The organism is Pseudomonas nicosulfuronedens (assembly GCF_005877905.1).
In the GTDB taxonomy this organism is placed as follows: Bacteria; Pseudomonadota; Gammaproteobacteria; order Pseudomonadales; family Pseudomonadaceae; genus Pseudomonas; species Pseudomonas nicosulfuronedens.
This window is the reverse complement of record NZ_SWDV01000039.1, coordinates 54,740-79,799: the sequence shown is the minus strand read 5'-3', so window position 1 is coordinate 79,799 and position 25,060 is coordinate 54,740. Positions and strand designations below refer to the sequence as shown.

Annotated in this window: 26 protein-coding genes; 6 read left to right on the top strand and 20 right to left on the bottom strand. The window is 63.9% G+C overall.

Going from position 1 to position 25,060, the window contains the following annotated elements:
• Nucleotides 1-119: 119 nt before the first annotated feature.
• The 5 genes from fabG to FAS41_RS24880 all read right to left on the bottom strand — a co-directional run bounded on the left by fabG (nucleotide 120) and on the right by FAS41_RS24880 (nucleotide 3,658).
• Nucleotides 120-863: a 3-oxoacyl-ACP reductase FabG gene (gene fabG / locus FAS41_RS24900; RefSeq protein WP_037014455.1), complete on the bottom strand. Its 744-nt coding sequence runs from the start codon at nucleotides 861-863 to the stop codon at nucleotides 120-122.
• Nucleotides 864-877: 14 nt separating this feature from the next.
• A complete protein-coding gene (gene fabD / locus FAS41_RS24895; RefSeq protein ID WP_138526028.1) occupies nucleotides 878-1,816 on the bottom strand; it encodes an ACP S-malonyltransferase in 939 nt (312 codons plus the stop codon).
• Nucleotides 1,817-1,920: 104 nt separating this feature from the next.
• Nucleotides 1,921-2,928: a phosphate acyltransferase PlsX gene (gene plsX, locus FAS41_RS24890; protein WP_138526027.1), complete on the bottom strand. Its 1,008-nt coding sequence runs from the start codon at nucleotides 2,926-2,928 to the stop codon at nucleotides 1,921-1,923.
• A gap of 3 nt (nucleotides 2,929-2,931) precedes the next feature.
• The gene (gene rpmF / locus FAS41_RS24885; RefSeq protein WP_009621425.1) at nucleotides 2,932-3,114 is read right to left on the bottom strand and encodes a 50S ribosomal protein L32; all 183 of its coding nucleotides are present in this window, start codon (nucleotides 3,112-3,114) and stop codon (nucleotides 2,932-2,934) included.
• A gap of 13 nt (nucleotides 3,115-3,127) precedes the next feature.
• Complete coding sequence (locus FAS41_RS24880) at nucleotides 3,128-3,658, bottom strand: YceD family protein (RefSeq protein WP_045211618.1); 531 nt, start codon at nucleotides 3,656-3,658, stop codon at nucleotides 3,128-3,130.
• Nucleotides 3,659-3,770: 112 nt separating this feature from the next.
• Here FAS41_RS24880 and FAS41_RS24875 point away from each other — a divergent pair, with 112 nt between their 5' ends.
• Nucleotides 3,771-4,349, top strand: coding sequence for a Maf family protein (locus tag FAS41_RS24875; RefSeq protein WP_138526026.1), 579 nt, complete (start codon nucleotides 3,771-3,773; stop codon nucleotides 4,347-4,349).
• Nucleotides 4,350-4,420: 71 nt separating this feature from the next.
• Here the strand turns inward: FAS41_RS24875 and sppA are convergent, their stop codons facing one another.
• The 3 genes from sppA to rluC are packed head-to-tail and all read right to left on the bottom strand — an operon-like array spanning nucleotide 4,421 to nucleotide 7,051.
• On the bottom strand, nucleotides 4,421-5,416 hold the full coding sequence (gene sppA, locus FAS41_RS24870) for a signal peptide peptidase SppA (protein ID WP_138526025.1): 996 nt from the start codon (nucleotides 5,414-5,416) through the stop codon (nucleotides 4,421-4,423).
• On the bottom strand, nucleotides 5,416-6,102 hold the full coding sequence (locus FAS41_RS24865; protein WP_138526024.1) for an HAD-IA family hydrolase: 687 nt from the start codon (nucleotides 6,100-6,102) through the stop codon (nucleotides 5,416-5,418). Before FAS41_RS24865 ends, sppA begins: the two co-directional genes overlap by 1 nt.
• A complete protein-coding gene (rluC, locus tag FAS41_RS24860) occupies nucleotides 6,095-7,051 on the bottom strand; it encodes a 23S rRNA pseudouridine(955/2504/2580) synthase RluC (protein WP_138526023.1) in 957 nt (318 codons plus the stop codon). Before rluC ends, FAS41_RS24865 begins: the two co-directional genes overlap by 8 nt.
• A 590-nt stretch (nucleotides 7,052-7,641) precedes the next feature.
• Here rluC and rne point away from each other — a divergent pair.
• Nucleotides 7,642-10,827, top strand: a complete 3,186-nt coding sequence (rne, locus tag FAS41_RS24850) for a ribonuclease E (protein ID WP_138526022.1) — start codon at nucleotides 7,642-7,644, stop codon at nucleotides 10,825-10,827.
• Between the two features lie 224 nt (nucleotides 10,828-11,051).
• Here the strand turns inward: rne and murB are convergent, their stop codons facing one another.
• The 8 genes from murB to FAS41_RS24810 all read right to left on the bottom strand — a co-directional run bounded on the left by murB (nucleotide 11,052) and on the right by FAS41_RS24810 (nucleotide 17,914).
• A complete protein-coding gene (murB, locus tag FAS41_RS24845; RefSeq protein ID WP_138526021.1) occupies nucleotides 11,052-12,071 on the bottom strand; it encodes a UDP-N-acetylmuramate dehydrogenase in 1,020 nt (339 codons plus the stop codon).
• Nucleotides 12,068-12,532, bottom strand: a complete 465-nt coding sequence (locus FAS41_RS24840; protein WP_138526020.1) for a low molecular weight protein-tyrosine-phosphatase — start codon at nucleotides 12,530-12,532, stop codon at nucleotides 12,068-12,070. The genes murB and FAS41_RS24840 overlap by 4 nt, the downstream gene beginning before the upstream one ends.
• Entirely contained in the window at nucleotides 12,532-13,296 is a 765-nt protein-coding gene (gene kdsB / locus FAS41_RS24835; protein WP_138526019.1) for a 3-deoxy-manno-octulosonate cytidylyltransferase, read from the bottom strand. The genes FAS41_RS24840 and kdsB overlap by 1 nt, the downstream gene beginning before the upstream one ends.
• 4 nt (nucleotides 13,297-13,300) lie before the next feature.
• Complete coding sequence (locus FAS41_RS24830; protein WP_009621404.1) at nucleotides 13,301-13,486, bottom strand: Trm112 family protein; 186 nt, start codon at nucleotides 13,484-13,486, stop codon at nucleotides 13,301-13,303.
• A 66-nt stretch (nucleotides 13,487-13,552) separates the two neighbouring features.
• Nucleotides 13,553-14,551 carry a tetraacyldisaccharide 4'-kinase gene (lpxK, locus tag FAS41_RS24825; RefSeq protein ID WP_138526018.1) on the bottom strand — a complete coding sequence of 333 codons (999 nt, stop codon included), beginning with the start codon at nucleotides 14,549-14,551 and terminating at the stop codon, nucleotides 13,553-13,555.
• Nucleotides 14,551-15,000 (bottom strand): ExbD/TolR family protein, encoded by a 450-nt coding sequence (locus FAS41_RS24820; protein WP_138526017.1) that lies wholly within the window; start codon nucleotides 14,998-15,000, stop codon nucleotides 14,551-14,553. The genes lpxK and FAS41_RS24820 overlap by 1 nt, the downstream gene beginning before the upstream one ends.
• Entirely contained in the window at nucleotides 14,997-15,632 is a 636-nt protein-coding gene (locus FAS41_RS24815) for a MotA/TolQ/ExbB proton channel family protein (RefSeq protein ID WP_017519262.1), read from the bottom strand. Before FAS41_RS24815 ends, FAS41_RS24820 begins: the two co-directional genes overlap by 4 nt.
• Before the next feature lie 71 nt (nucleotides 15,633-15,703).
• The gene (locus tag FAS41_RS24810) at nucleotides 15,704-17,914 is read right to left on the bottom strand and encodes a DNA internalization-related competence protein ComEC/Rec2 (protein WP_138526031.1); all 2,211 of its coding nucleotides are present in this window, start codon (nucleotides 17,912-17,914) and stop codon (nucleotides 15,704-15,706) included.
• Nucleotides 17,915-18,065: 151 nt separating this feature from the next.
• Here FAS41_RS24810 and FAS41_RS24805 point away from each other — a divergent pair, with 151 nt between their 5' ends.
• Nucleotides 18,066-18,596 (top strand): DUF2062 domain-containing protein, encoded by a 531-nt coding sequence (locus tag FAS41_RS24805; RefSeq protein ID WP_138526016.1) that lies wholly within the window; start codon nucleotides 18,066-18,068, stop codon nucleotides 18,594-18,596.
• 46 nt (nucleotides 18,597-18,642) lie between these two features.
• On the opposite strand, the gene FAS41_RS24800 is transcribed toward FAS41_RS24805, so the two are convergent.
• The 3 genes from FAS41_RS24800 to FAS41_RS24790 are packed head-to-tail and all read right to left on the bottom strand — an operon-like array spanning nucleotide 18,643 to nucleotide 21,837.
• Complete coding sequence (locus FAS41_RS24800) at nucleotides 18,643-19,890, bottom strand: lipoprotein-releasing ABC transporter permease subunit (RefSeq protein ID WP_138526015.1); 1,248 nt, start codon at nucleotides 19,888-19,890, stop codon at nucleotides 18,643-18,645.
• 11 nt (nucleotides 19,891-19,901) lie between these two features.
• A complete protein-coding gene (lolD, locus tag FAS41_RS24795) occupies nucleotides 19,902-20,591 on the bottom strand; it encodes a lipoprotein-releasing ABC transporter ATP-binding protein LolD (RefSeq protein WP_024766679.1) in 690 nt (229 codons plus the stop codon).
• On the bottom strand, nucleotides 20,584-21,837 hold the full coding sequence (locus FAS41_RS24790) for a lipoprotein-releasing ABC transporter permease subunit (protein ID WP_138526014.1): 1,254 nt from the start codon (nucleotides 21,835-21,837) through the stop codon (nucleotides 20,584-20,586). The genes lolD and FAS41_RS24790 overlap by 8 nt, the downstream gene beginning before the upstream one ends.
• A 124-nt stretch (nucleotides 21,838-21,961) precedes the next feature.
• Between FAS41_RS24790 and FAS41_RS24785 the strand changes: the two genes are divergently transcribed.
• The 3 genes from FAS41_RS24785 to FAS41_RS24775 are packed head-to-tail and all read left to right on the top strand — an operon-like array spanning nucleotide 21,962 to nucleotide 23,585.
• The gene (locus FAS41_RS24785) at nucleotides 21,962-22,537 is read left to right on the top strand and encodes a PilZ domain-containing protein (RefSeq protein WP_138526013.1); all 576 of its coding nucleotides are present in this window, start codon (nucleotides 21,962-21,964) and stop codon (nucleotides 22,535-22,537) included.
• Between the two features lie 14 nt (nucleotides 22,538-22,551).
• The gene (locus FAS41_RS24780; RefSeq protein WP_138526012.1) at nucleotides 22,552-22,866 is read left to right on the top strand and encodes a phosphodiesterase; all 315 of its coding nucleotides are present in this window, start codon (nucleotides 22,552-22,554) and stop codon (nucleotides 22,864-22,866) included.
• The gene (locus FAS41_RS24775; RefSeq protein ID WP_138526011.1) at nucleotides 22,863-23,585 is read left to right on the top strand and encodes a glycerophosphodiester phosphodiesterase; all 723 of its coding nucleotides are present in this window, start codon (nucleotides 22,863-22,865) and stop codon (nucleotides 23,583-23,585) included. The genes FAS41_RS24780 and FAS41_RS24775 overlap by 4 nt, the downstream gene beginning before the upstream one ends.
• Before the next feature lie 42 nt (nucleotides 23,586-23,627).
• Here FAS41_RS24775 and sthA read toward each other — a convergent pair whose 3' ends face one another.
• Complete coding sequence (gene sthA, locus FAS41_RS24770) at nucleotides 23,628-25,022, bottom strand: Si-specific NAD(P)(+) transhydrogenase (RefSeq protein ID WP_045211662.1); 1,395 nt, start codon at nucleotides 25,020-25,022, stop codon at nucleotides 23,628-23,630.
• Nucleotides 25,023-25,060 lie beyond the last annotated feature (38 nt).

Genomic DNA, 25,060 nt, shown 5'->3' with positions numbered 1-25,060 from the left:
TTCAAGCTGAACGCTGACGCCCCTTCCCGGCAACCCAGATGCTCTGTCTATTCCAGCGTGACGACGCTTGGAGAATTTTAGACAGCGCATATGACATCGCCAGGAAGGAACTGGTCACATCAGCTCATGTACATTCCGCCATTCACCGGTACCGTGGCACCCGTTACATAAGCTGCGCCCTCGGAAGCGAGGAATGCTACCACTTTGGCGATCTCTTCGGCTTGTCCCAGTCGACCCAGCGGAATCTGGCCGAGCAGCGCTTCGCGCTGAGCCTCGGGCAGTTCGCGAGTCATGTCGGTGTCGATGAAGCCCGGAGCAACCGCGTTGACAGTGATAGCACGGGACCCAACTTCGCGCGCCAGGGCGCGGGTGAAGCCTTCCAGGCCAGCCTTGGCAGCGGCGTAGTTGGTCTGCCCGGCGTTACCCATGGCACCGACAACGGAGCCGATATTGATGATGCGACCCCAGCGAGCCTTGGTCATGCCGCGCAGAACGGCTTTCGACAAACGGTAGAGGCTGTTGAGGTTGGTGTTGACCACATCGAACCACTCGTCATCTTTCATGCGCATCAGCAGGTTATCGCGGGTGATACCGGCGTTATTGACGACGATAGCCGGTGCTCCGGATTCCTTCTGGATGGCTTCGACAACGGCGGTCACGGACTCGTCATTGGATACATCCAGCACCATGCCCGAACCCTGGATACCGTTTTCCTTGAGGTACTCGGAAATCTTCTGCGCGCCGGACTCGCTGGTGGCGGTGCCGACCACTGTGGCACCCATGCGCCCCAGTTCCAGCGCAATGGCCTGGCCAATACCACGGCTCGCGCCGGTAACCAGGGCAACCTTACCTTGCAGACTCATGCCTTATCTCCTGTTCAAGCCAGAGCCGCGCGGGCTGCGCCGAAGGCGTCCGCGGAGTCCAGGTTGTGGGTGGTCACGCCCTTGGCGCAACGCTTGTTCAAACCAGCCAGTACCTTGCCCGGGCCGCACTCGACCAGGTCGGTGACGCCCTTCTCGGCCAACAGTTGCACGCTCTCGACCCAACGGACCGGACTGTACAGCTGCGCCAGCAGGTCGCGCTTGAGCGCGGCCAGATCAGCCGGGACCTGGGCGGTAACGTTCTGTACCAGGGCGATCTGCGGCATCTGCCACTGAACGGCTTCGACAGCCTCGGCGAAACGCTCGGCAGCCGGACGCATCAGCTCGCAGTGCGAAGGTACGCTGACCGGCAGCGCGACGGCACGCTTGGCGCCACGGGCCTTACACGCCTCGATGGCACGCTCGACGGCCTTGGCCGCACCAGCGATCACCACTTGACCGGGCGCATTGAAGTTCACGGCACTGACCACTTCACCCTGGGCCGCCTCGGCGCAGGCGGCAAGCACGTCAGCATCTTCGAGACCGAGAATGGCGGCCATACCACCAGTGCCAGCAGGAACAGCCTCCTGCATCAATTGGCCACGGCGCTCGACCAGCTTCACCGCATCGGCGAAAGCCAGGCTGCCGGCGGCAACCAGCGCGGAGTACTCACCCAGGCTGTGGCCGGCGACGTAAGCCGGCTGCACACCACCTTCGGCCTGCCACAGGCGCCACAGGGCGATGGAGACAGTGAGAATGGCGGGCTGGGTCTTGTCGGTCTGGTTCAGGCGCTCTTCCGGACCGTCCTGCACCAGGGCCCAGAGGTCATAACCCAGGGCATTGGAGGCTTCAGCGAAGGTATCGCGCACGATGGCGTGTTGAGCGCCCATCTCGGCAAGCATGCCGAGCGACTGCGAACCTTGACCGGGGAATACGAAGGCGAGGGATGCGGACATTGCAACAGGTCCCTTTTGTCTGTGTCGTCAAATGGATAACGCCGGCGAGAGCCTGGCGCATTGAACTGACAGTTGGATGACGGTCTGACGACCGCGGTCACACATTAGAGCAGATGTTCCAGACGACCATGCAGCCGCTGGGGCAGATTCTCGCGAACTTCCAGCAGCGCGCGACGCAGGGCGCTCTGGATGCCCTCCTCTTTCGCACTGCCGTGACTCTTCACCACGATACCCTGCAAACCCAGGAAACTCGCGCCATTGTGCTGGGAAGGCGTGAGATCGCCGCGCAGCCGGCGCAGGAATGGCATCGCCATCAGTCCGACCGCCTTCGCTGGCAGACTGGAGTTGAACAACTCTTCCAGACGCGCCGCGACCATCGCTGCCAACCCCTCGCTGGACTTGAGCAGGATGTTACCGACGAAACCGTCGCACACCACCACATCCGCCAGCCCGCGATACAGGCCATCGCCTTCGATGTAGCCGATGTAATTCACGCCACGCGCCTGCTGCAGGAGACTGGCCGCCAGCTTCACCTGCTGGTTGCCCTTGATGTCTTCGGTACCGACATTCAGCAACGCGACCCGAGGATTACTCTTGCCCAGCGCCTCTGCGGCCACGGCACCCATGACGGCAAATTGATAGAGATGCTCGGCGCTGCAGTCGACATTGGCGCCCAGGTCGAGCAGATGGCAGTGGCCGGTTTGCGTCGGCACGGCCGTCACCATCGCTGGTCGGTCGATACCGGGCAACGTCTTGAGCAGGTAACGGGAGAGCGCCATCAGCGCACCAGTATTGCCGGCACTGACGCAGGCATGAGCCTTGCCATCCCGAACCAGCTCGAGGGCAACACGCATGGAGGAATCGGGCTTGCCACGCAACGCCTGGGACGGACGCTCGTCCATCGTGACGATTTCGCTGGCGTGGTGGACATGAAGACGCTGACGCTCGACCGGAGAAAGGCCGTGCAGGTGTTCTTCTATCAGAGGAGCTTGGCCGACAAGGACCAGCTGGAGGAAAGCATATTCGGCCAGAAAGGAAATGCAGGCCGGAACAATGCAGTGGGGACCGTAGTCCCCACCCATTGCATCAATCGCGATGATTGGTGCGGACAAAGATTACTCGTCAGAGCCTTTGTCTACGACCTTGCGGCCGCGATAGAAACCGTCCGGGGAGACGTGGTGGCGCAGGTGAACTTCACCGGTGCTCTTTTCCACGGACAGAGCGTTCGCGTCCAGGGCATCGTGCGAACGACGCATGTCACGAGCGGAACGGGATTTTTTGTTCTGCTGAACAGCCATGATTGATTAACTCCTAAACGTTTGGGTCACGCTTCAACTGCGCCAGTACGCTGAACGGATTGGGCCGCTCTTCGACGTTCTCGCTCGGTTCGGGCGCTGTAGCGTATCCCACCGGCTGCTGGCAATCCTCAGGGTCATGGACCGGCACGATGGGCAAGGCGAGCAGCAACTCGTCCTCAGCCAGCGAGGTCAGGTCGATGGGGTCATCCCCCACTTCCAGCGCATCGTAGCCACTGGGCAGATCATCGATCGACTTGCCTTCCGGGATGATGACGTAATCGTACTCACCACCCACATGGAATTTGGCCGGCTCGAGACAGCGCTGGCATACCATGCTCACCTCGCCATTGAGCTCGACGTGCATGACCGCCAGTTTCTGCTGGTCACGGAAGAAGGAAAACTTCGCGTGAACATCGCCATCACTGCTGGTCAGTTGCTCGCTGAGACGTGCCATCTTGGCGATCGGCAGCACACCCTCGAGGGTGGCGGCGCGCTCTACCAATTTGCGCGGATCAACGTGAGGTGGTATCGGTCCATTCAACATAAGCGCGCCATTATAGGGATGCACCCGAAGCTGTCAAAGGAAATTAGCCATAAACCGCTGTATGGACAGCCCTTTTCGCTAGAATCGCGGTGACGCTCCGAAGGAATTCTCCATGCCACCCCTGATCCTTGCTTCCAGCTCGCCCTACCGCCGCGAATTATTGCAGCGACTGCGACTGCCGTTCGAATGCGCCAGCCCAGACATCGACGAAACCCCACTGCCCGGCGAGAACGCTGAACAACTGGTGCGCCGGCTGGCGGAAAGCAAAGCTCGCGCACTGGCCCAGCACTATCCCACCCACCTGATCATCGGCTCGGACCAGGCCGCGGTTAACAGCAGCCGGATTCTTGGCAAACCGCACAACCTCGAGCGCGCAACCGAACAACTGAAGGATGCCAGCGGCAAGAGCGTCAGCTTCCTCACCGGACTCTGCCTGCTCAATAGCCAGAGCGGTCAAGCCCAAATCGATTGCGTGCGTTTTACCGTGCACTTCCGCAATCTCGACGACACACGCATTCGCCGCTACCTGGAAGCCGAACAACCGTTCGACTGCGCTGGCAGCTTCAAGGCCGAAGGCCTGGGCGTCAGCCTGTTCCGCTCTACCGAAGGCGAAGACGCCACCAGCCTGGTCGGCCTGCCGCTGATTCGCCTGGTGGACATGCTGCTGGCCGAACAGGTCCCCATCCCCTGAAACAGAAAGCCTGAAACAAGAAGGCCCGGCATTTGCCGGGCCTTTTTCCTTCCTTATATAAGGAAGCGTATTCAGCGCAGGGCCGGACCCTGAAAGCCCATCCACATCGCCATGCGCTCGGCGACGCTGGCGCCCAGCTTTTTGGTAAAGCGGTCGAAGGCCGTTTCCTGGACGGTGTAATCCACGATTTCTTTCTCCTTGATGACCTCGCGCGCGACGTAGCTGGAGCTACCCAAACCATCAATGAGCCCCAACTGCAACGCCTGCTCGCCAGACCAGATCAGACCGGAGAACAGCTCTGGATGATCCTTGTCTTTCAGGCGATCACCGCGCCCCTTCTTCACTACGTCGATGAACTGCTTGTGAGTGGTATCCAGCACCTGCTGCCAGAAGGCCGTTTCATCCGCCTTCTGTGGCTGGAACGGATCTAGGAACGCCTTGTGCTCGCCCGAGGTATAGATGCGGCGATCCACGCCCAGCTTCTCCATGGTGCCGACGAAGCCGAAAGTCGCCGCCGTCACACCAATGGAACCGACCAGACTGGCCTTGTCGGCATAGATTTCGTCGGCGGCACTGGCGATGTAATAGGCACCGGAGGCACCCAGATCGCTGATAACCGCGTAGACCTTGATATCCGGATGCTCACCGCGCAGGCGCTTGATTTCATCGTAGATATAACCAGACTGCACCGGGCTGCCGCCCGGACTGTTGATACGCAGGACGATGCCCTTGGTGCCCGCATCCTCGAACGCGGAACGCAGCGCACCAACGATGTTGTCGGCACTGGCCGGCTCGTTGTCGGCAATCATGCCCTTCACTTCGATCAACGCCGTATGACTGGCACTGCGCGACGCAGACTTGGACAAGCCACTGAAAGGACTGAACAGCGCCAACGCACCGAACAGATAAACGAAGGTCAGCAACTTGAAGAAGATACCCCAGCGACGCGACCGGCGCTGCTCCTGAACACCAGCCAGTACGGCCTTCTCCAGCAACTTCCAGCTCTTTTCGTCACCTGCCACGGTATGTGCAGCCTTGTTATCGTCCGCCTTCCATTCATCCGACATCAGTTGCCTACCTCGAGCACCGGTTTGACCGAGCGCCCAGCGAGCCAGGCGCGCAATTCATTGAAATGATTCACTTCCAGTGCCGGAGCATACTCCCGAAGGACCTCCAGCGACTGAGCACCATAGCCCACCGCCACCGAATCCATACCGGCGCGGCGAGCCATCTCCAGGTCGAAGGGTGAATCACCCACCATCAACGCGTCGCGAGCGCCGACCCGACAATGTTCCAGAATCTCGTGCAGCATGCGCGGATCCGGCTTGCTCGCTGACTCGTCGGCAGCGCGAGTGATATCGAAGAAGTCGGTCCAGCCCTGCCCCGCCAGCACGCGATCCAGACCACGGCGATTCTTGCCGGTAGCGACCGCCAACTGGTAGCCCGCCCCGCGAAACTCAGCCATGGCCTCAGACACGCCCGGGAACAGCGGCGAAGGCTGTACCTCCAGGCTCAGGTAGTGATTGCCGTAGTCGAGGCGGAAGCGCTCCAGCGGCTCGCCCTCCTCCACCTCCGGATACAGCGTCTGGATAGCTTCCGGCAGGCCCAGGCCAATGATGCCTTTTATGGCCGCATCACTGCGTTCCGGGAGGCCGGAACCGACTGCCGCGACCCGCATCGCCTCGACAATGCGACCAATGGAATCCACCAGCGTGCCATCCCAGTCGAAGATCAGCAGGGAATACTCACGCATCCAGACGCTCCACGGTGCGTTGCCAGATTTCGTCCACCGGCGCTTCCAACTCCAGCACAGCGCCATCGGGCAGCGGCACGCGCAGGTAGGCCGAATGCAGGAACAGGCGCTTGCCGCCCAGCTCGCGAATTTCGCGGGAGAAATCTTCGTCGCCGTACTTGGGGTCGCCGGCAATGGAGTGACCAGCGTGCTTGGCGTGCACACGAATCTGATGAGTACGACCGGTTATCGGACGCGCCTCGACCAGGGTGGCAAAATCGCCGAAGCGACGCAGCACCTTGAACTCGGTCAGCGCTTCCTTGCCTTCGGGATTCACTTCCACCACGCGCTCACCGGAGCGCAGATTGTTCTTCAGCAGCGGCACGGCGATCTGCTTCTTCGCTGCCGGCCAGTTGCCGCGCACCAGGGCGTGGTAACGCTTGTCCACGATGCGCTCGCCGCGCAGGGCATCGTGCAGGTGACGCAGCATGCTGCGTTTCTTGGCGATCATCAGCAGACCGGAAGTGTCGCGATCCAGGCGATGCACCAGCTCCAGGTCCTTGCACTCCGGACGCAGCTGACGGAAGGCCTCGATGACCCCGTAATTCAGGCCACTGCCGCCGTGCACGGCGATACCGGTAGGCTTGTTCACCACGATCAGCGCCTTGTCTTCGAAGACAATGGCGGCCTCGAGGCGCTCCAGCAGACCCTGGGCCAGCGGCACCGGTTCGTCACGCTCAGCCAGACGCAGCGGCGGGACACGTATCACGTCGCCGGCCTGCAGCTTGTACTCCGGCTTGATGCGGCCTTTGTTGACCCGCACTTCACCCTTGCGAAGGATGCGGTAGATCAGCGTCTTGGGCACGCCCTTGAGCTGGGTGCGGAGGAAATTGTCGATTCGTTGGCCGGCATACTCCGGCGCGACTTCAAGCAGCTGAACGCCGGAAGTCGGAGGGGCGGGATTTGTCATGCGGATATAATAACAATTTTTCATTCAATTGAAGCACTTAATCATTGCTGCTATATTCGGGAGGCCGCCAAAAGTGGCCAGGCCTGCGGATGATCGCGTAATCGCCATCCCCAACCGCCTGCAAACACATTGAACGGACACGAGGCAGTCCCCGGAAGCGTTGCAACGGCCCGAGCGATTCTCGCGCCGACAGCGCCTCGAAACCCAGGCCTTCAGACATGACCACGGCAACCAAGGTCGCCGTGATAAAAGCCAACCCCGCTCCCGGATTCAGCGAGTGGCACCCGGCTCTTAGGGAAATGTGCAGGGTGGAGATGCACAACTGGCGGATTGCGTTGCGTTCATGCCTTGAACGCATGCCCTGAACGTAGACGCACTTATCGTCCGCATCTGACAGTTAATTCCTCCTCCTGATGAGTGCTTGTTCTTACTCGACAAGCAGGAAACGTAGTCGCGGCACAGCAGATTTATCCTGCTGCCGCTGGACACTGGAATGGTCCGCCGTTCCTGAGTACGTGCCTTAGCACCGACCGTGAGAGTCGTGTGTGCCGATCGCCGTTTCCGGTGGCCCCGGAAACCATTGGTACTACATGAAAAGAATGCTGATCAACGCGACTCAACCCGAAGAGTTGCGTGTAGCGCTGGTAGACGGCCAACGCCTGTTCGACCTGGACATCGAGTCCGGCGCGCGCGAGCAGAAAAAGGCCAACATCTACAAAGGCCGTATCACCCGCATCGAGCCGAGCCTCGAGGCCGCATTCGTCGACTTCGGCGCCGAACGCCACGGCTTCCTCCCCCTCAAGGAAATCTCCCGCGAGTACTTCAAGAAGAACCCTGAAGGTCGCATCAACATCAAGGACGTCCTGAGCGAAGGCCAGGAAGTCATCGTACAGGTCGAGAAAGAAGAACGTGGCAACAAGGGCGCCGCCCTGACCACCTTCATCAGCCTCGCCGGCCGCTACCTGGTGCTCATGCCCAACAACCCGCGCGCCGGTGGCATCTCCCGCCGCATCGAGGGTGAAGAGCGCAACGAACTGCGCGAAGCCCTGAACGGCCTGACAGTTCCCGGCGACATGGGCCTGATCGTCCGCACCGCGGGCCTGGGCCGCAGCTCCGAAGAGCTGCAATGGGACCTGGACTACCTGCTGCAACTGTGGGGCGCCATCAAGGAAGCCTCCGGCGAGCGCAGCGGTCCGTTCCTGATCTACCAGGAAAGCAACGTCATCATCCGCGCGATCCGCGACTACCTGCGCCAGGACATCGGCGAAGTGCTGATCGACAGCCTCGACGCCCAGGAAGAAGCCCTGAACTTCATCCAGCAGGTCATGCCGCAGTACGCGAGCAAAGTGAAGCTGTATCAGGACAGCGTTCCGCTGTTCAACCGCTTCCAGATCGAGAGCCAGATCGAAACCGCCTTCCAGCGCGAAGTGAAACTGCCGTCGGGCGGCTCCATCGTCATCGATCCGACTGAAGCCCTGGTGTCCATCGACATCAACTCGGCCCGCGCAACCAAAGGCGGCGACATCGAAGAAACCGCCCTGCAGACCAACCTGGAAGCGGCCGAGGAAATCGCCCGCCAACTGCGCCTGCGTGATATCGGCGGCCTGATCGTCATCGACTTCATCGACATGACCCCGGCGAAGAACCAGCGTGCCGTGGAAGAACGCGTCCGCGAAGCCCTGGAAGCCGACCGTGCCCGCGTACAGGTTGGCCGCATCTCGCGCTTCGGTCTGCTGGAAATGTCCCGCCAGCGCCTGCGTCCGTCCCTCGGCGAGACCAGCGGCATCGTCTGCCCGCGCTGCAACGGCCAAGGCATCATCCGTGACGTCGAATCCCTGTCGCTGGCCATCCTGCGCCTGATCGAAGAAGAAGCCCTGAAGGACCGCACCGCAGAAGTTCGTGCGCGCGTGCCATTCCAGGTAGCCGCCTTCCTGCTCAACGAAAAGCGCAACGCCATCACCAAGATCGAACTGCGCACCCGCGCGCGCATCTTCATCCTGCCGGACGACCACCTGGAAACTCCGCACTTCGAAGTCCAGCGCCTGCGTGACGACAACCCCGAACTGCTGTCCGGCCACGCCAGCTATGAGATGGCCCCGGAAGAGCACGAGGAAGTCCAGCCGGTCAGCGCCACCCGCACCCTGGTCCGCCAGGAAGCCGCGGTGAAGACCGTTTCCCCGCAGAGCCCTGCCCCGCAGCAGGCTGCCGCCGAAGCACCGGTCGCCGCCGAAGCCACCAAGCCCATGCCTGAGCCAAGCCTGTTCCAGGGCCTGGTGAAGTCGCTGGTAGGCCTGTTCGCCGGCAGCAAGCCGGAGCCGACCCCGGTCGTCGCCGAGAAGCCCGCCACCGAGCGCAGCGAAGGCCAGGGCGAGCGCCGCAACGGTCGCCAGCAGAACCGTCGCCGTGACGGTCGCGATGGTGGTCGTCGTGATGACGAGCGCAAAGAGCGTGGCCGCCGCGACGAGCGCGGTGAGCGTACTGAACGTCCCGCCCGCGAAGAGCGTCAGCCGCGTGAAGAGCGCGCCGAGCGTCAGCCCCGCGAGGAGCGTCAGCCGCGCGAAGAGCGTGCTGAGCGTCAACCACGCGAAGAACGCCAGCCGCGTGAAGAGCGCGCCGAACGTCAACCGCGTGAAGAGCGTCAGCCGCGTGAAGAACGCGCCGAGCGCCAGCCGCGCGAGGAGCGTCAGCCCCGCGAAGAGCGTGGTGAGCGCACCGAGCGTCAACCGCGTGAAGAGCGCCAGCCGCGCGAAGAGCGTCAGCCCCGCGGTGAGCGTGGCGAGCGTCAGCCCCGTGAAGAGCGCCAACCGCGCGAAGACCGTCAGGCTCGCGATGCCGCTGCCCTGGAAGCTGAAGAGCTGCCGAACGAAGAGCTGCTGGACCAGCAGGACGACGAAGGTTCGGACGACGAGCGTCCGCGTCGCCGCTCCCGTGGTCAGCGTCGCCGCAGCAACCGCCGCGAGCGCCAGCGTGAAGCCGGTGTGGATGGCGTTGAAGGCGCGGAAGGCGAAGTGAGCGCTGAAGGCGCTGCCGAACAGGCTGCCTCCGATACTCCGTCGCCCGCCGCCATGGTCGCTGCCGCCGCTACCGCTGTAGCCGTTGCTGAAGCTGCCGCCGAGCAGGATCAGCCTGCTGCTCAGGCTGAAGCCGCGCCCCAGCCGCTGGAATCCGGCGTGGTTGAAGCCGTACGCACCGAAAGCGCTCTGGAGCAGACCATCGAGTTCCTGGCCAAGCCCGCCGAGCAACCTGCCGAGCCGGTAGAGACTGCCAACGAGACCGCTGAAGTGACTGCCGCCGAGCCGGTGGTTGCGGAAGAGGCGTCGGCTCCAGCCGCTGAAACCGTGATCGAAGCTGTCGCCCAGCTGCTCGAAGAGCCCAAGACTGAAGCCCCGGTGGTTGCCGAGGAAGCTCCGACTACCACTCCGGCAGCGACCGAAGAAGCTCCGGCTGTTCCGGCCAACGCCACCGGCCGCGCCTCCAACGACCCGCGCGAGCGTCGTCGCCAGGAACGCGCCGCCCACGAAGCAGCCGCTGCTGCCGCTGCCGCTCCGCAGGTGGAGCAGGCTCCGGTCGTCGAAGCCGTGGTTGAAGAAGCCGCCGCCGTGGAAGCCGAAGTCGTGGTTGAGCCGACCGCTGAAGTCACTGTCGAAGCCATCGAGGCCGAAGCTGTGAACGAAGCTGCTGAAGCCGCCGAGCAACCGGCAGCCGAACAGACTGAAGGCGTCGAAGCCGTGAAGTCCGAGGAAGAAGGCTCCGTGGTGGAAAAGCACCACAGCTGATAGCTTCCTGACCTGAAAAAGGGGATGCAGATGCATCCCCTTTTTTATTGCCCGCACACTGCAACGCCAGCACCACATGTAGGAGCGAGCTTGCTCGCGAATAGAATTAACCAGTAACGCAGGCGCTGGACCGTTCGCGAGCAAGCTCGCTCCTACCAAAAGCTCCCAACAAGCGGCCACAAAAAAGGGGATGCCTTGGCATCCCCTTTTTATTGGAAGCGAACTCAGTAGAGATTCGGCTCCATCTCCAACTCCACGCCGAAGCGCTGTTGAATATCGTCACGAATGCGCTTGGCCAGTGCATGCAGCTGAGCCCCGGTGGCGCCGCCGTAGTTCACCAGCACCAACGCCTGCTGCGCATGCACACCCACCGCGCCATCGCGGAAGCCCTTCCAGCCTGCCTTGTCGATCAACCAGCCGGCGGCCAGCTTCATCTGACCATCGCCCTGCGGATACGCAACCAGATCGCTGTAACGCTGGCGCAGCGCTTCGGTCTGCTTTGCGGAAACCACCGGGTTCTTGAAGAAACTGCCGGCATTGCCCAGCACCACCGGATCAGGGAGCTTCTCGCGGCGGATCGCGCAGATCACTCGCGAGACATCGGCCGGCGTCGGCGCAGTCACGCCCTCCTCTGCCAGTCGCTGACGCACTGGCCCATAGTCCAGATGCAGCTTCGTCACGCGACTCAGGGTGAAGCGTACGCGCAGGATCAGCCAGCGCCCCGGCTCGCGCTTGAAGCGACTCTCACGGTAGGCAAAGGCGCAGTCTTCCAGGCCGAACTCGCGCAACTCGCCGCACTCGCGGTCCAGCGCGGTCAGGCCGGCAAACACATCCTTGATCTCGACGCCATATGCGCCGATGTTCTGCATCGGCGCAGCGCCGACAGTGCCGGGAATCAAGCTGAGGTTTTCCAGCCCACCCAGTCCCTGCGCCAGGGTCCAGCGCACGAAGTCATCCCACACCTCGCCAGCTTCCGCCTCGACCAGCACGCGCTCACCGTCATCACTGACGACACGCACGCCACGGGAAGCCATGCGCAGCACCAGCGCGTCGACGTCACGGGTCAGCAGCAGGTTGCTGCCGCCACCGATCACCATCAGCGGCAGGCCCTTTTCGGCAGCAGCAGCGATAGCCGCGCGCACCTCGTCATCGTCGTGGGCCTGAGCGAACCAGCGCGCCGCGACTTCGACACCGAAGGTGTTGTAGGGCTTGAGGGAAATGCGTTCTTGCAGTTGCAGAATCACAGGCGCCCCTTCACTTCCGTCAGCAGGCCATCGCAGGCCCTTTCCACCAGATCCAGCACCTGCTCGAAACCGTCCTCGCCGCCGTAGTAGGGATCAGGGACTTCGTCGATTTCCAGCTCGTAGCGGCGCAGGAACAGATCCAGCTCAGCCTTGCCGTGACTGCCGCGCAGCCCCTTCAGATCACGCAGGTTGGCGTTATCCATGGCCAGCACGAGGTCATAACGAGCGAAGTCAGCGGCACTGACCTGCCGTGCCCGCAGACCCGACAGGTCATAGCCCCGGCGCAGCGCGGCGGCGCGGGTGCGCGCATCCGGCGCCTTGCCGACATGCCAGTCGCCGGTGCCGGCCGAGTCGATCTCGATGTGACCCTCTAGCCCCGCTTCGCGCACCTTGTGGCGGAACACGCCTTCGGCGGTGGGCGAGCGGCAGATGTTGCCCAGGCAGACGAACAGGACCTTCATCAGGCCCCCAGGATGCGCCGCACGCGCTCCAGGTCTTCCGGGGTGTCGACGCCGGCTTGCGGCGCTTCCAGGGCGTCAGCCACGTGGATGCGCACGCCATGCCAGAGCGCACGCAACTGCTCCAGGCACTCGGTGTCTTCCAGCCAGCACGGGCCCCAGGCCACGAAATCGCGCAGGAAGCGTGCGCGGTAGGCGTAGATGCCGATGTGGCGGCGGTACGGCACGCTGGCCGGCAGGCTTTCGCGGTCCACCGCGAAGGCATCGCGCGCCCAAGGGAGCGTGGCGCGGCTGAAGGTCAGCGCCAGGCCATTCTTGTCGCTGACCACCTTGACGATGTTCGGGTTGAACAATGCGGCCGGGTCGTGGATTTCCTCGCACAGGGTGGCGATACCCGCCTCCGAGTGCGCCGCGAGGTTGGCGGCCACCTGATCGATGATCGACGGCGGTACCAGCGGTTCGTCGCCCTGCACGTTGACCACAATGGCGTCGTCGGCCAGGCCCAGCGCGTCGGCCACTTCCGCCAGGCGATCAGTGCCGGAGTTGTGGTCGGCACGGGTCAGCACCACCTGGGCGCCGAAGCCCTGGCAGGCCTCGAAGATGCGCTGATCGTCGGTGGCGACCACCACCTGGGCGGCTGAGCTTCTGCCGGCCTGCGCCCAGACGTGCTGGATCATCGGCTTGCCGGCGATGTCCTGCAGCGGCTTGCCGGGCAGGCGGGTGGAGGCGTAGCGAGCGGGAATGACGACGGTGTAGGCCTGGGTCATGGCGTTATTTGTCCAGACGCTCGTCGACGTTCAGGGTACGCGCCTCGCCTTCGAGCATCACCGGAATGCCGTCGCGCACCGGGTAGGCCAGGCCGTCGGCCTTGCAGATCAGCTCGGACTTGTCGTCGGTGAGCTTGAGCGGGCCCTTGCACAGCGGACAGGCGAGGATATCGAGGAGTTTCGGGTCCATGGTGCGTTCCTTGAGCTTAAACAGCGAACAGTTTGAATGCGGACGGCGCCGGATTTCGACGGCAAATCAGCGAGCGAGCAGGCGCTCGAGCTGGGCATCGAACCAGGCGACGAAGGCCGGTGACGGCTGCGCTTCGACGGCGAGGTACCACCAGTCGGGCGCGGCGAAGGCCCGGCATTTCACCGCGTCCTTCTCGGTCATGACCAGCGGCAGTTCCGGCGTGAAGCGCAGCTGCTCGGCGGTAAAGGCCGCATGGTCGGGGAAGGGATGCGGAATCGGCCGCCAGTTTAGCGTCTCGAGCGTTGCGAAGAAACGCTGGGGGTTGCCGATTGCGGCCACGGCATGCACCTGCTGACCGACGGGGAAATGCTCGACACCACGGTGTTCGCCGCTGGCCAGGTTGACCAGGGCAGAAGGTCGCAGGCCGAAAGAGAAGGCGCCGGGCGGATCGGACGGCGCGCCGTTGTGCAGCACGGCGTCGACTTCGGCCAGTCGCTCGGCGGGTTCGCGCAGCGGCCCTACGGGCAGGCAGCGGCCGTTGCCCAGGCCCCGGGCAGCGTCGATCAGCACCAGCTCCAGATCGCGGGCCAGGCGGTAATGTTGCAGGCCATCGTCGCAGAGAATCAGGTCCAGTGCTTCCTCAGCCAGCAGCGCGCGCACGGCACTGGAGCGGTCCGGGTCGATCATCAGCGGCACGCCGCTGCGGCGCACGATCATCAACGGCTCGTCACCCGCCTCCGCCGCCGACTGCTCGGCGCGCACGCGCCAGGGCGTCTGCGGCGGTTTCGCGCCGTAGCCACGGCTGACCACACCGACCTTCAGACCGCGGGCACGGCAGTGTTCGATCAGCCAGAGAATCATCGGCGTCTTGCCGGTGCCGCCCACAGTGATGTTGCCAACCACGATGATCGGTACGGGAGCGCGGTAGGCGGGCTTGGCGCCGGAGAGGAAGTCCTGCCGGCGGCCCTGGGCAACGCGCCGATAGAGCAATTCGAGCGGTCTGAGCAGCGCAAGGGCCGGATGGCCCTTGTACCAGGCGTCGAGCAGGCGGTCGGAGAACGCCATCAGGGGGTCTTCTTGTCCGCCCGGGACTCGATGGTGGTAATGCGCAGGTGGGTGAAGCCCAGCTTGCCAGCGGCATCCATCGCGGTAACCACGGACTGGTAGTCCACCTTGCCGTCGGCAGTGATCACTACCGGCAGGCTGTTGTCACCGGCAGATTCCCGCTGCATCGCGTTCATCAGGTTTTCCAGGTCATCACGCGCCAGGCTCTGGCCGTTGAGTGCGTAGTGACCTTCGAGGCTGATGAAAATTTCCAGCTGCTTGATCTCGGTGGCTTCGGGCGGCGTGCCGCTGACCGCTTCAGGCAGTTCGACCTTGAGCTGCGACGGCTTGGTGAACGAGGTGGCGACCACGAAGAACAGCAGCAGCACGAAGATCACGTCGATCAGCGACGCCAGGTTGATGAAGACGTCCTCGCGGGCCGCTCCGCCCGCTCTGCGGCGGAATTTCACGCTTTGCCTTCCTCGACGAAGTCGACTTCGCGGTCACCCTGGGTCACTTCCACCAGCTTGATGGCTTCCTGCTCCATGGCGATGACCAGCTCATCGACCCGGCGCAGCAGGTAGCGGTGGAAGAACACCGCCGGGATCGCCACGATCAGGCCAGCCGCGGTGGTAATCAGGGCCTTGGAGATACCGCCGGCGAGCATCGGCGCGTTGGCCATGCCATCGCCCATGAAGGCGCTGAAGATCTGGATCATGCCGAACACGGTGCCCAGCAGGCCGAGCAGCGGCGCCATGGCGGCGATGGTGCCCAGGGCGTTGAGGTAGCGCTCCAGTTCGTGGATGACGCGGGAAGCGGCTTCCTCGATGCACTCCTTCATGATCTCGCGACCGTGCTTGGAGTTGGCCAGGCCGGCGGCGAGGATTTCACCCAGCGGGGAAGACGCACGCAGGTCCTTGAGGGCCTGACTGTTCATCTTCTTGTCCTTGATCTGCTTCCACACCTGGCCGAGCAGCTGCGGCGGGGCCACGCGGCTCAAGCGCAGGGTCCAGAGACGTTCGGCGACGATCGCCATGGCAGCGACGGAGCTCAGCAAGATCGGCAGCATCATCCAGCCGCCAGCTTTGACCAGTTCCCACACAGTGGTGAATCCCCTGAAAAAAAGTGGCGCCACTCTAGCACAGGGGCCGTGGCGAGCCGACCGCCCAAGGCTCAATTTTCCTGCCAGAAATGTGCACCTTCCCGCACTCCCCGGACCTCGCCATGGGCACCGAGCGTCAGGGTCAGCGCGCCCTGCTCCGCCGTATCCTGAATCCGTATGCCCAGCGCGCGGAAGCGCTCGACGACCGACGGGTGCGGATGGCCATAAGGGTTGTTGGCGCCGCGCGAGATGATCGCCGTCGACGGCCGGATCGCTCGGAGGAAGGCCAGCCCGGAGGAGCTGCGGCTGCCGTGATGTCCCGCCAGCAACCAGTCGATGCGTTCGCCCGGATGCGCCGCCAGCCATGCCAGCTCGGCGGGTTGCGGCAGGTCGCCGGTAAGCAGGATGCGCTCGCCGTTGGCTTCGATTTCCAGGGCGCAGGAGCGGTCGTTGCTTTCCCGGGCACCCGCCCATGCCCAGCTGGAGAGTCGAACGCCGTCGATTGCCCACTCGTCGACGCGACAGGGCCGGGCCTGCAGCTCCCTTGGCAGACGCTCTGGCTCGCCGCTGATGACTTGAACTGGCTGCAACGAGCTCTTCACCGCCATGGCGCCGCCGGCATGGTCGTTGTCCGCGTGGCTGAGCATCAACATATCCAGACGACCGATCCCCAGGCTGCGCAGCGTCGGCACGACAACGCGCTCGCCGATGTCGAAATCGCCATTGCGCGCCCCAGTGTCATAGAGCCAGGCCTGGCTGCGAGTACGGATCAGCACTGAAAGCCCCTGCCCCACGTCCAGCACACGGATCTCGGCCATGCCGGGCGCGGGCAGCGGCACCGTCGGCCAGAACACCGGCAGGAACATCGCCAGGCCCAGCGAACGCAATGGCACACCAGCCGGCGCAAGCAGCAGGAGCGCCCCCAGCATCGCCAGCACCACCGCCCAGATCGGCGCCGCTACCGGCTGCCAGGCCGGCGCCAGCCCAGCCATCCAGCCCAGCAGGCGGAACAGCAGCTCCAGCAGACCGCCCGAGATCCAGAGCAATGCCTCGCCAAGCCAGGGAAGCCCAAGCGCCAAACTCCCCATCAGGGCCAGCGGCACCACGATCAGCTCCACCCAGGGCACCGCGATCAGGTTGGCGACCACGCCGGAAACACTCAGCGGCAACCCCAGGGCGATGGAAGCCGGCAGCAACCCGACTGCCATCAGCCATTGCGCACGCAGCCAGGTCCGCCAGGCGGTCCAGCGCCCCAGCCGACCCGAGAACCCGAAGATCAGCAACGCCACCGCCGCATAGGACAGCCAGAAGCCCGGCAACAGCACCACCAGCGGCTCGACCAGCAGTACCGTCAGCAAGGCGCCGAGCAAGGGCGTCCACAGCCCTCGATGGCGGTAGCGCAGACGCCACAGCAGGACGATAGAGACCATGACGCAGGCGCGCTGCAACGGCACCTCGAACCCCGCCATCAGGCTGTAGGTCCAGGCACCGCTTGCGGCCAGCAGGCAGGCACAAGGCAACCAGGGCAGGCGCGCAGGCCAGCAGCCAAGCCGCGCCAGCCCAGCGACCAACGCATAGAGCAGGCCGGCCAGCAGCGAGATGTGCGAACCGGAAATCACCATCAGGTGCAGGGTTCCGGTGTCCTGCAGGACTTGCCAATCCACCGTGGTCAGCCCGGAGGCATCGCCCAGCACGAGGGCGGCGAGCGCCCCGGAACGACCGTGGGCGTCCACCGCCAGCAGGCGTTGCCGCCAGGCTTCGCGCCAGGCGCGAGGACCGCTGGAAGCCTCCAGGCGCTGCCCATCCTTCACGCTGCCGGTGGCACCGATACGCTGGGCGGTGAGCCAGGCCTCGTAGTCGAACCCCGCACCATTGGCCATGCCGTGGGGACGCTTGAGTTTCACCGCCAAGCGCCAGCGCTCGCCGCCCTCCACCGGTGGCCCGCCGAACCAGGACAGGCGCAGCGTGCCAGGGACCTTCGCACGAGGACTGGAGACATCGGCGAGCAGGAAGCGCACCGAGGGCCCGGAGCGATCCGGCAGCCCCTCCACCCTACCCTCCAGCCATAGCGTGCGGCCGTCCAGTTCCGGCGCCAGGCGGTCATCCAGCGCCCACTGCGCCGACAGGCAGGCCCAGGCGAAACCGAGCAGGAACAGGCCGATGAAGTAGCCGCGAGTCAATAACAGAGGCAACGCGAGCAGCGCGAGGACCAGCAGAAGCCAGCCAGGCGGAAGCGCCGGCATCCAGCGCAGCGCCAGCAATCCCAGGGCCAGCGCGAACATCCCTGTACGAGGCAACGGAGCGACTCCCGGACCCGGTGCGACCGCCGATCCGATGGGCCGGCGGCGGTTACACACGGACATAGTTGGCAACGAATGACTGTCACCTAGCTAGGCATAATGGTGCGTCGTCCGTCTGCCAGAGATTTCCTCCATGCCGCGCCGAATCTTCAAGCGCTACATGCCGGATCCGGAGAGCATCAGGAACCACAAGGGCCTGCGCTTTCTCGGACCGCTGATCCAGTCGCCCAACCTCTGGCACCTGAATCGCCGCTCCGTGTCCCGTGCCATGGGCATGGGGCTGTTCGCCGCGTTCATTCCCATCCCGCTACAGATGCTGCTAGCCGCCTCGCTGGCCATCTGGGTGCGCGCCAATCTGCCCATTTCGGTGGGGCTGGTCTGGCTGACCAACCCGATCACCATGCCGCCGGTGTTCTACTGCACCTACAAGATGGGCGCCTGGGTCATGGGCATCCCGGCGCGCGCGCTGCCCGACCACCTGACCTGGGAATGGATCAGCGGCGAACTGGCGATGCTCTGGCAGCCCTTCCTGTTGGGCTCGGTGATCTGCGGCATCCTGGTGGGCATCCTCGGCTATCTGCTCACCGAGGGTTACTGGCGCTGGTGGATCGGCCGCAGCTGGCGGCGGCGCCGCACGCTGCGCAATCTGCAGCAAGGCCTCTGAAACGAAAAAGCCGCCCCGAAGGGCGGCTTTTTCATGGGCCGGTGAATCACTCGTAACGCAGCGATTCCGCCGGCTGGGTCGAGGCCGCGCGCCAGGCCGGGTAAAGCGTGGCGAGGAAGCTCATCGACAGCGCCGCGACGCAGATCAGCACAATGTCGCTGATCTGCGGGTCGGACGGCAGGTAGTTGATGAAGTAGATATCCGAGTTGAACACGTGGGTGCCGGCAATCCGCTCCAGGGTCGAGACGATGGCGGTGACGTTGTACGCCGCGAGTACGCCCAGTACGCAGCCGATGACGGTACCGATCAGGCCGATCACCGTGCCCTGCACCATGAAGATCGCCATGATCTGCTTAGGTGTGGCGCCCAGGGTACGCAGGATGGCGATGTCCGCGCGCTTGTCGGCCACGACCATGATCAGGGTGGCGATGATGTTGAAGGCGGCGACCGCGACGATCAGCAGCAACAGCAGGCCGATCATGGTCTTTTCCATCTTCATCGCGCTGAACAGGCTGCCCTGGGTGTGGGTCCAGTCCACCGAGCGGTAGCCGTCGCCCAACTGTCTGGCAATGGCTGCACCCACCTCTGGCGCCTGGAACAGGTCCTTCAGGGCGATGCGCACGCTCTGCACCTGGCCGGGCTGCCAGCGCATCAGGCTCGCCGCGTCGTCCACGTGAATCAGCGCCAGGGTGCTGTCCAGTTCGGCACCGACCTTGAAGATGCCGACCACATTCAGGCGCTGCATGCGCGGGGTGATGCCGCCAGGCGCGGTGCTCGGCTCTGGAACGATCAGCAGCAGGCTGTCACCGACGTTGACGTGGAAGCGACGCGCGGTGATCTCACCGATGACCACGCCGAACTCGGTGGCCTTGAGGTCATCGAGGCTGCCGCGAACCATGTGCTGACCGATGATCGACACCTGGGTTTCCAGCGCCGGATCGACGCCATCGACCTCGATGGGCTGCATCATGCCCTTGTAGGAGAGCATGCCGTCGACTTCGGTGTAGGGTACCGCGCCGACGATCTTCGGGTTCTGCTTCGCCACGTCGGCGACGCGCTGCCAGTCGTCCAGCGGACCGCTGGTTTTCTGCAGCACGGCATGCGGGACCATGCCGAGGATTCGCGAGCGCATTTCCTTCTGGAAGCCGTTCATTACCGAGAGCACCACGATCATCGCCAGCACGCCCAGGGCAAGGCCGATCATCGAGGTCAGGGAGATGAACGAGATGTAATGGTTGCGTCGCTTGGCACGGGTATAGCGGGTGCCGATGAAGACGGACAGGGGTCTGAACATTCCGTTATCCCTCAGGCGGCGACCAGCCGGCCCTCCTCCAGGCGCAGCACACGGTCCATCTGCTGGGCGAGGTGGGTGTCGTGGGTCACCACCAGGAAGGCGGTACGCAGGGATTGCGACAGTTCCAGCATCAGCTCCTGGATACCGTGGGCAGTGTGCTGGTCGAGGTTGCCGGTGGGCTCGTCGAGCAGCACCAGCTTCGGCGTATTGACCAGGGCGCGGGCGATGGCCACGCGCTGGCGCTCACCACCGGACAGCTCGGACGGCTTGTGGCTCAGGCGATGGCCCAGACCCACGCGCTCCAGCAGCGCAGTGGCACGCTGACGCGCCTCGGGGATCGGCGTCTTGCCGATCAGCAGCGGCATGCAGACGTTCTCCAGGGCGGTGAACTCGGGCAGCAGGTGGTGGAACTGGTAGACGAAGCCCAGCGCGCGGTTGCGCAGCAGGCCGCGCTGCTTTTCGTTCAGCGCCGACAGCTGCTCACCGGCCAGCCAGACGCTGCCGGTGCTGGGGGTATCCAGGCCGCCGAGCATGTTCAGCAGGGTGCTCTTGCCCGAACCGGAGCTACCGACGATGGCGACGCGCTCGCCCGGCAGCAGTTCCAGTTGCACATTGGACAGCACTTCGACCGATTGCGGGCCTTCCTCGTAGCGCTTGCCGAGGTCTCGGCAGCTCAGGACGGCCTGATCGTTGTTACTCATAACGCAATGCCTCCGCGGGCTGGGTGCGGGCCGCACGCCAGGCCGGATACAGGGTGGCGAAGAAACTCAGGATCAGCGCGGCGCTGCACACCAGGATCACGTCCTCGCTCATCAGTTGCGAAGGCAGGTAATCGATGAAGTAGACGTCCGCGTTGAGGAATTTGTGACCCAGCAGGCGCTCCAGCAGGGCGATGGCGGAGCTGACATTGAGCGCCGCGAGGATGCCCAGCACGCCGCCGATGAAGGTGCCGATCACGCCGATCACCGTGCCCTGCACCATGAAAGTCGCCATGATCTGCCCCGGTGTGGCGCCCAGGGTACGCAAGATGGCGATGTCGGCCTTCTTGTCGGTGACGACCATGACCAGGGTGGAAATGATGTTGAACGCGGCGACCGCGACAATCAGCAGCAGCAACAGGCCGATCATGGATTTTTCCATGCGGATCGCCTGGTACAGGTTGCCGTGGCTGCGGGTCCAGTCGCGGGCAAAATAGTCGTTGCCCTTCAGGGTGCGGGCGATTTCCCAGGCGGTACGCGGCGCCTGGAACAAATCATCGAGCTTCAGGCGCAGCCCTTCGACCTGGCCTTCCTTGAGACGGCGCATGCGCGCGGCGTCGTCGATGTGGACCATGGCGACGTAGCCATCCAGCTCACCGGCGCCGACGTGGAAGGTACCGACCACGGTGAAGCGTTTCATGCGCGGGAACATGCCGGCCGGGGTGACCGAGACTTCCGGGGCGATGAAGGTGACCTTGTCGCCCAGCTTCACGCCGAGGTTCTTCGCCGCCTTGTCACCGATCAGGATGCCGAATTCGCCGGGCTTGAGGCTCGAGAGCGAGCCTTCCTGGAAGAACTGATCGATGATCGAGACCTTGCTTTCCTCGTTCGGATCCACAGCGTTGATCAGCACTTTCTGTACCGTGCCGCCGGCACTGAGCAGGCCCTGCATCTGGATGAAGGGCGCGACCTCCAGCACGTTGGGGTGCTGGGTCTTGATCTGCCCGGCGATGTCCTGCCAGTCGGAGATGGGCTGGTAGGACTCGACCGTGGCGTGGGGCACCATGCCCAGCACGCGGGTGCGCATCTCGTGGTCGAAGCCATTCATTACCGAGAGCACCACGATCATTACCACCACGCCCAGCGCGAGGCCGATCATGGAAGTGAGCGAAATGAAGGAAACGAAGTGGCTGCGGCGTTTGGCGCGTGTGTAGCGCGTTCCGATGTAGACGGAAAGAGGTCTGAACATGTGGGGCCGATTGAGAAGATGAAGAGTGCGTCGAGCGTCAGTTCCATCTGGCGTACGACTTCCGTGTGGCGAGGCTCGGCAGGCGGCTTTACACTCAGACCATCACTGCCGCCGTGGGTTCGCCATGTCCACTCCAGACGCGGATGACCGCCGCGAATACTATCGTATTGAAGACACGCTCGCATTGGAATTTCGCCCGCTGCGCGAGGACGAAATCCAGTCGCAAGAAGTGCTTCAGGATGATTCCGCGCTGTTCAATCTGCTCAGCGACCTGCACCTGACCGACTTCGAGTCGCAGCACCTGCTGCGGCATATCAATGAGCGCGACCGCCCGCTGGCCAGCTACCTGAAGGTGATGAACAAGCGCATCGACCTGATCGCCCAGGCCCTCACCCAGAGCCTGCTCAGCGAGATCGGCCCGGCGCGCAAGGTGACGCTGTCCGAAGGCGGCATCAATTTCCGCGACGACCAGGCGCTCCCCGTAGGCCAGCCTCTGGCACTCAAGATTGTCCTGCTGCCACAAGGCCTGGGCATGCTGCTGCGTGCCAAGGTCACCCACTGCCAGCAACAACCCGAGGGCGACTACGAGATCGGCACCGAATTCGACATACTCGGCGATACCCAACGGCAACTGCTGGCCCGTCATATCCTCCAGCGCCAGGCGTTGGAACGCCGGCAGGCCAAGGCCCGCGAAGAATGAACCCTAGGACATCCATGCGCCATCTGCTGCTCCTGTTGAGCCTTGTCACCCCGTTGCCACTGCTGGCCGATACCATTGAGATACCTGTGGGCTCCCAGGGCGACCCGCACATCGCGCTGCCGGCCCGCGGCGAGACCCAGAAGGCGGTGCTGGAGCGTTTCGGCCTGCCGGACGAGGAACATCCGGCGGTGGGCAAGCCGCCCATTTCGCGCTGGGACTACCGCGAATTCAGCGTCTATTTCGAGAGCGGAGTGGTGGTCGATGCCGTCCGCCAGCACCGTTCGCAATACCTCAAGGACCTCTCCCCGACTCCCAAGGAGCCCCAGTGACTCTGATCTATGGCCATCGCGGCGCCAAAGGCGAAGCACCGGAAAACACCCTGAACAGCTTCCTACGCTGCCTGGAACATGGCGTGAAGCGCTGTGAACTGGACCTGCACCTGTCCCGCGACGGCGAGCTGATGGTGATCCACGACCCGACGCTCAAACGCACTACCGGCCGCCGCGGCAAGGTATCCGAGCAACTGGCGGACGACCTGGTGACCATGGACGCCCGCGACGGCGGTCCGGGCTGGGTGCGCCCCTGCCCCATCCCGCGTCTGGCGGAGCTGTTCGAGCGTTGCGAGTTCGAGCACTGGCAGCTGGAAGTGAAAAGCGCGTCGAAGGATCGTGCTGGCCGCACGGTGCAGGCGATCCACCAGCTGGTGGGCCGTTTCGGTCTGCGCGACCGGATCACCGTGACCTCGAGTTCGCGTACGGTGCTGCGCGCCCTGGAAGAACTGGCGCCGGATCTGTCACGCGGACTGGTCGCCGAATACGCTTGGCTCGACCCGCTGAAGGTCGCCGCGCACTACGGCTGTGATCTGCTGGCGCTGAATTGGATGCTGTGCACCCCGGAGCGCTTGCTGAAAGCGCAGAAGCAGGGGTTGCATGTGTCGGTGTGGACGGTCAACGAGCCGGCCCTGATGCGCCGGCTCGCCGATTTTGGCGTGGATAGCCTGATCACAGACTTTCCCGGTTTGGCCACTGCCACGATCGGGAATCGCTGAGCAGGTTCCCCCCGACCGGCTCAGGCCGCCGGTCGGGGTATTTCAAAAAATCCGGTTCAGGCCGTCGAACGCCGCTACGCGGTAGGCTTCGGCCATGGTCGGATAGTTGAAGGTCGTGTTGACGAAGTACTTCAGGGTATTGAGCTCACCCGGCTGGTTCATGATCGCCTGGCCGATGTGCACGATCTCCGAAGCCTGGTCGCCGAAACAGTGCACACCGAGGATTTCCAGGGTGTCACGGTGGAACAGGATCTTCAGCATGCCCACCGGCTCGTTGGAGATCTGCGCACGCGCCATGCCCTTGAAGAAGGCCTTGCCCACTTCGTAGGGGATCTTGGCCACGGTCAGCTCCTGCTCGTTCTTGCCGATCGAGCTGATCTCCGGAATGGTGTAGATGCCGGTCGGTACGTCATTCACGAAGCGCCAGCCATCGTGCTCGACGATGTTGCCGGCGGCCGAGCGCCCCTGGTCGTAGGCGGCGCTGGCCAGGCTCGGCCAGCCGATCACATCGCCCGCGGCGTAGATGTTCGACACCGAGGTGCGGTAGTTCTCGTCCGTCTCGATCTGGCCGCGGCTGTTGACCTTGATGCCGATGTTTTCCAGGCCCAGGCGATCCGTGTTGCCGGTACGGCCGTTACACCACAGCAGAGCATCGGCCTTGATCTTCTTGCCCGATTTCAGGTGCAGGATCACGCCGTTGTCCAGGCCTTCCACGCGCTCGTACTCCTCGTTGTGACGGATCAGCACGTTGTTGTTGCGCAAGTGGTAGCTCAGCGCATCGGAAATCTCGTCGTCGAGGAAGCTCAGCAGCTGGTCACGGGTGTCGATCAGGTCCACCAGCACGCCCAGGCCACTGAAGATCGAGGCGTACTCGCAGCCGATCACGCCGGCTCCGTAAATGATCAGGCGGCGCGGGGTGTGGCTCAGCGAGAGGATGGTGTCGCTGTCGTAGACGCGCGGGTGGTTGAAGTTGATGTCCGAGGGGCGATACGGGCGCGAGCCAGTGGCGATGACGAACTGGTCGGCCACCAGGCGCTCCACGGCGCCGCTGGGGGTGACGACTTCAACGGTGCGCTCATCGACGAAGCTGGCGGTGCCGTTGAACATGTCGATGCGGTTGCGCGCGTAGTAGCCGGTGCGCGAGGAGACCTGCTTGGAGATCACCCGCTCGGCGCTTTTCAGCACGTCCGGGAAGGAGAACCAGCGCGGCTCGCCGATCTGGCGGAACATCGGGTTGGTGTTGAACTCGATGATCTGCTTCACCGAGTGACGCAGCGCCTTGGACGGGATGGTGCCCAGGTGCGTGCAGTTGCCGCCGACCACGCGACGGCTGTCCACCACCGCCAGCTTGCGCCCGTACTTGGAGGCGTTCATCGCCGCCCCCTCGCCTGCCGGGCCCGTGCCGAGAATCACCACGTCGTAGTTGTAGACAGCCATGCGTACTCCTTCAGAACAGGCCGGGGCGCCCGCTTGGC

Coding starts and splice junctions, on each gene's coding strand:
- rluC (WP_138526023.1), bottom strand. CDS start 7,051: ATGACAAATCCCGCCCCTCCGACTTCCGGCGTTCAGCTGCTTGAAGTC.
- FAS41_RS24790 (WP_138526014.1), bottom strand. CDS start 21,837: ATGTTCAGACCTCTTTCCGTCTACATCGGAACGCGCTACACACGCGCC.
- lolD (WP_024766679.1), bottom strand. CDS start 20,591: ATGAGTAACAACGATCAGGCCGTCCTGAGCTGCCGAGACCTCGGCAAG.
- FAS41_RS24800 (WP_138526015.1), bottom strand. CDS start 19,890: ATGTTCAGACCCCTGTCCGTCTTCATCGGCACCCGCTATACCCGTGCC.
- FAS41_RS24840 (WP_138526020.1), bottom strand. CDS start 12,532: ATGAAGGTCCTGTTCGTCTGCCTGGGCAACATCTGCCGCTCGCCCACC.
- kdsB (WP_138526019.1), bottom strand. CDS start 13,296: ATGACCCAGGCCTACACCGTCGTCATTCCCGCTCGCTACGCCTCCACC.
- FAS41_RS24780 (WP_138526012.1), top strand. CDS start 22,552: ATGCGCCATCTGCTGCTCCTGTTGAGCCTTGTCACCCCGTTGCCACTG.
- rne (WP_138526022.1), top strand. CDS start 7,642: ATGAAAAGAATGCTGATCAACGCGACTCAACCCGAAGAGTTGCGTGTA.
- sppA (WP_138526025.1), bottom strand. CDS start 5,416: ATGTCGGATGAATGGAAGGCGGACGATAACAAGGCTGCACATACCGTG.
- fabD (WP_138526028.1), bottom strand. CDS start 1,816: ATGTCCGCATCCCTCGCCTTCGTATTCCCCGGTCAAGGTTCGCAGTCG.
- FAS41_RS24875 (WP_138526026.1), top strand. CDS start 3,771: ATGCCACCCCTGATCCTTGCTTCCAGCTCGCCCTACCGCCGCGAATTA.
- FAS41_RS24880 (WP_045211618.1), bottom strand. CDS start 3,658: ATGTTGAATGGACCGATACCACCTCACGTTGATCCGCGCAAATTGGTA.
- FAS41_RS24805 (WP_138526016.1), top strand. CDS start 18,066: ATGCCGCGCCGAATCTTCAAGCGCTACATGCCGGATCCGGAGAGCATC.
- rpmF (WP_009621425.1), bottom strand. CDS start 3,114: ATGGCTGTTCAGCAGAACAAAAAATCCCGTTCCGCTCGTGACATGCGT.
- FAS41_RS24865 (WP_138526024.1), bottom strand. CDS start 6,102: ATGCGTGAGTATTCCCTGCTGATCTTCGACTGGGATGGCACGCTGGTG.
- FAS41_RS24810 (WP_138526031.1), bottom strand. CDS start 17,914: ATGTTCGCGCTGGCCCTGGGATTGCTGGCGCTGCGCTGGATGCCGGCG.
- fabG (WP_037014455.1), bottom strand. CDS start 863: ATGAGTCTGCAAGGTAAGGTTGCCCTGGTTACCGGCGCGAGCCGTGGT.
- sthA (WP_045211662.1), bottom strand. CDS start 25,022: ATGGCTGTCTACAACTACGACGTGGTGATTCTCGGCACGGGCCCGGCA.
- FAS41_RS24785 (WP_138526013.1), top strand. CDS start 21,962: ATGTCCACTCCAGACGCGGATGACCGCCGCGAATACTATCGTATTGAA.
- lpxK (WP_138526018.1), bottom strand. CDS start 14,551: ATGGCGTTCTCCGACCGCCTGCTCGACGCCTGGTACAAGGGCCATCCG.
- FAS41_RS24830 (WP_009621404.1), bottom strand. CDS start 13,486: ATGGACCCGAAACTCCTCGATATCCTCGCCTGTCCGCTGTGCAAGGGC.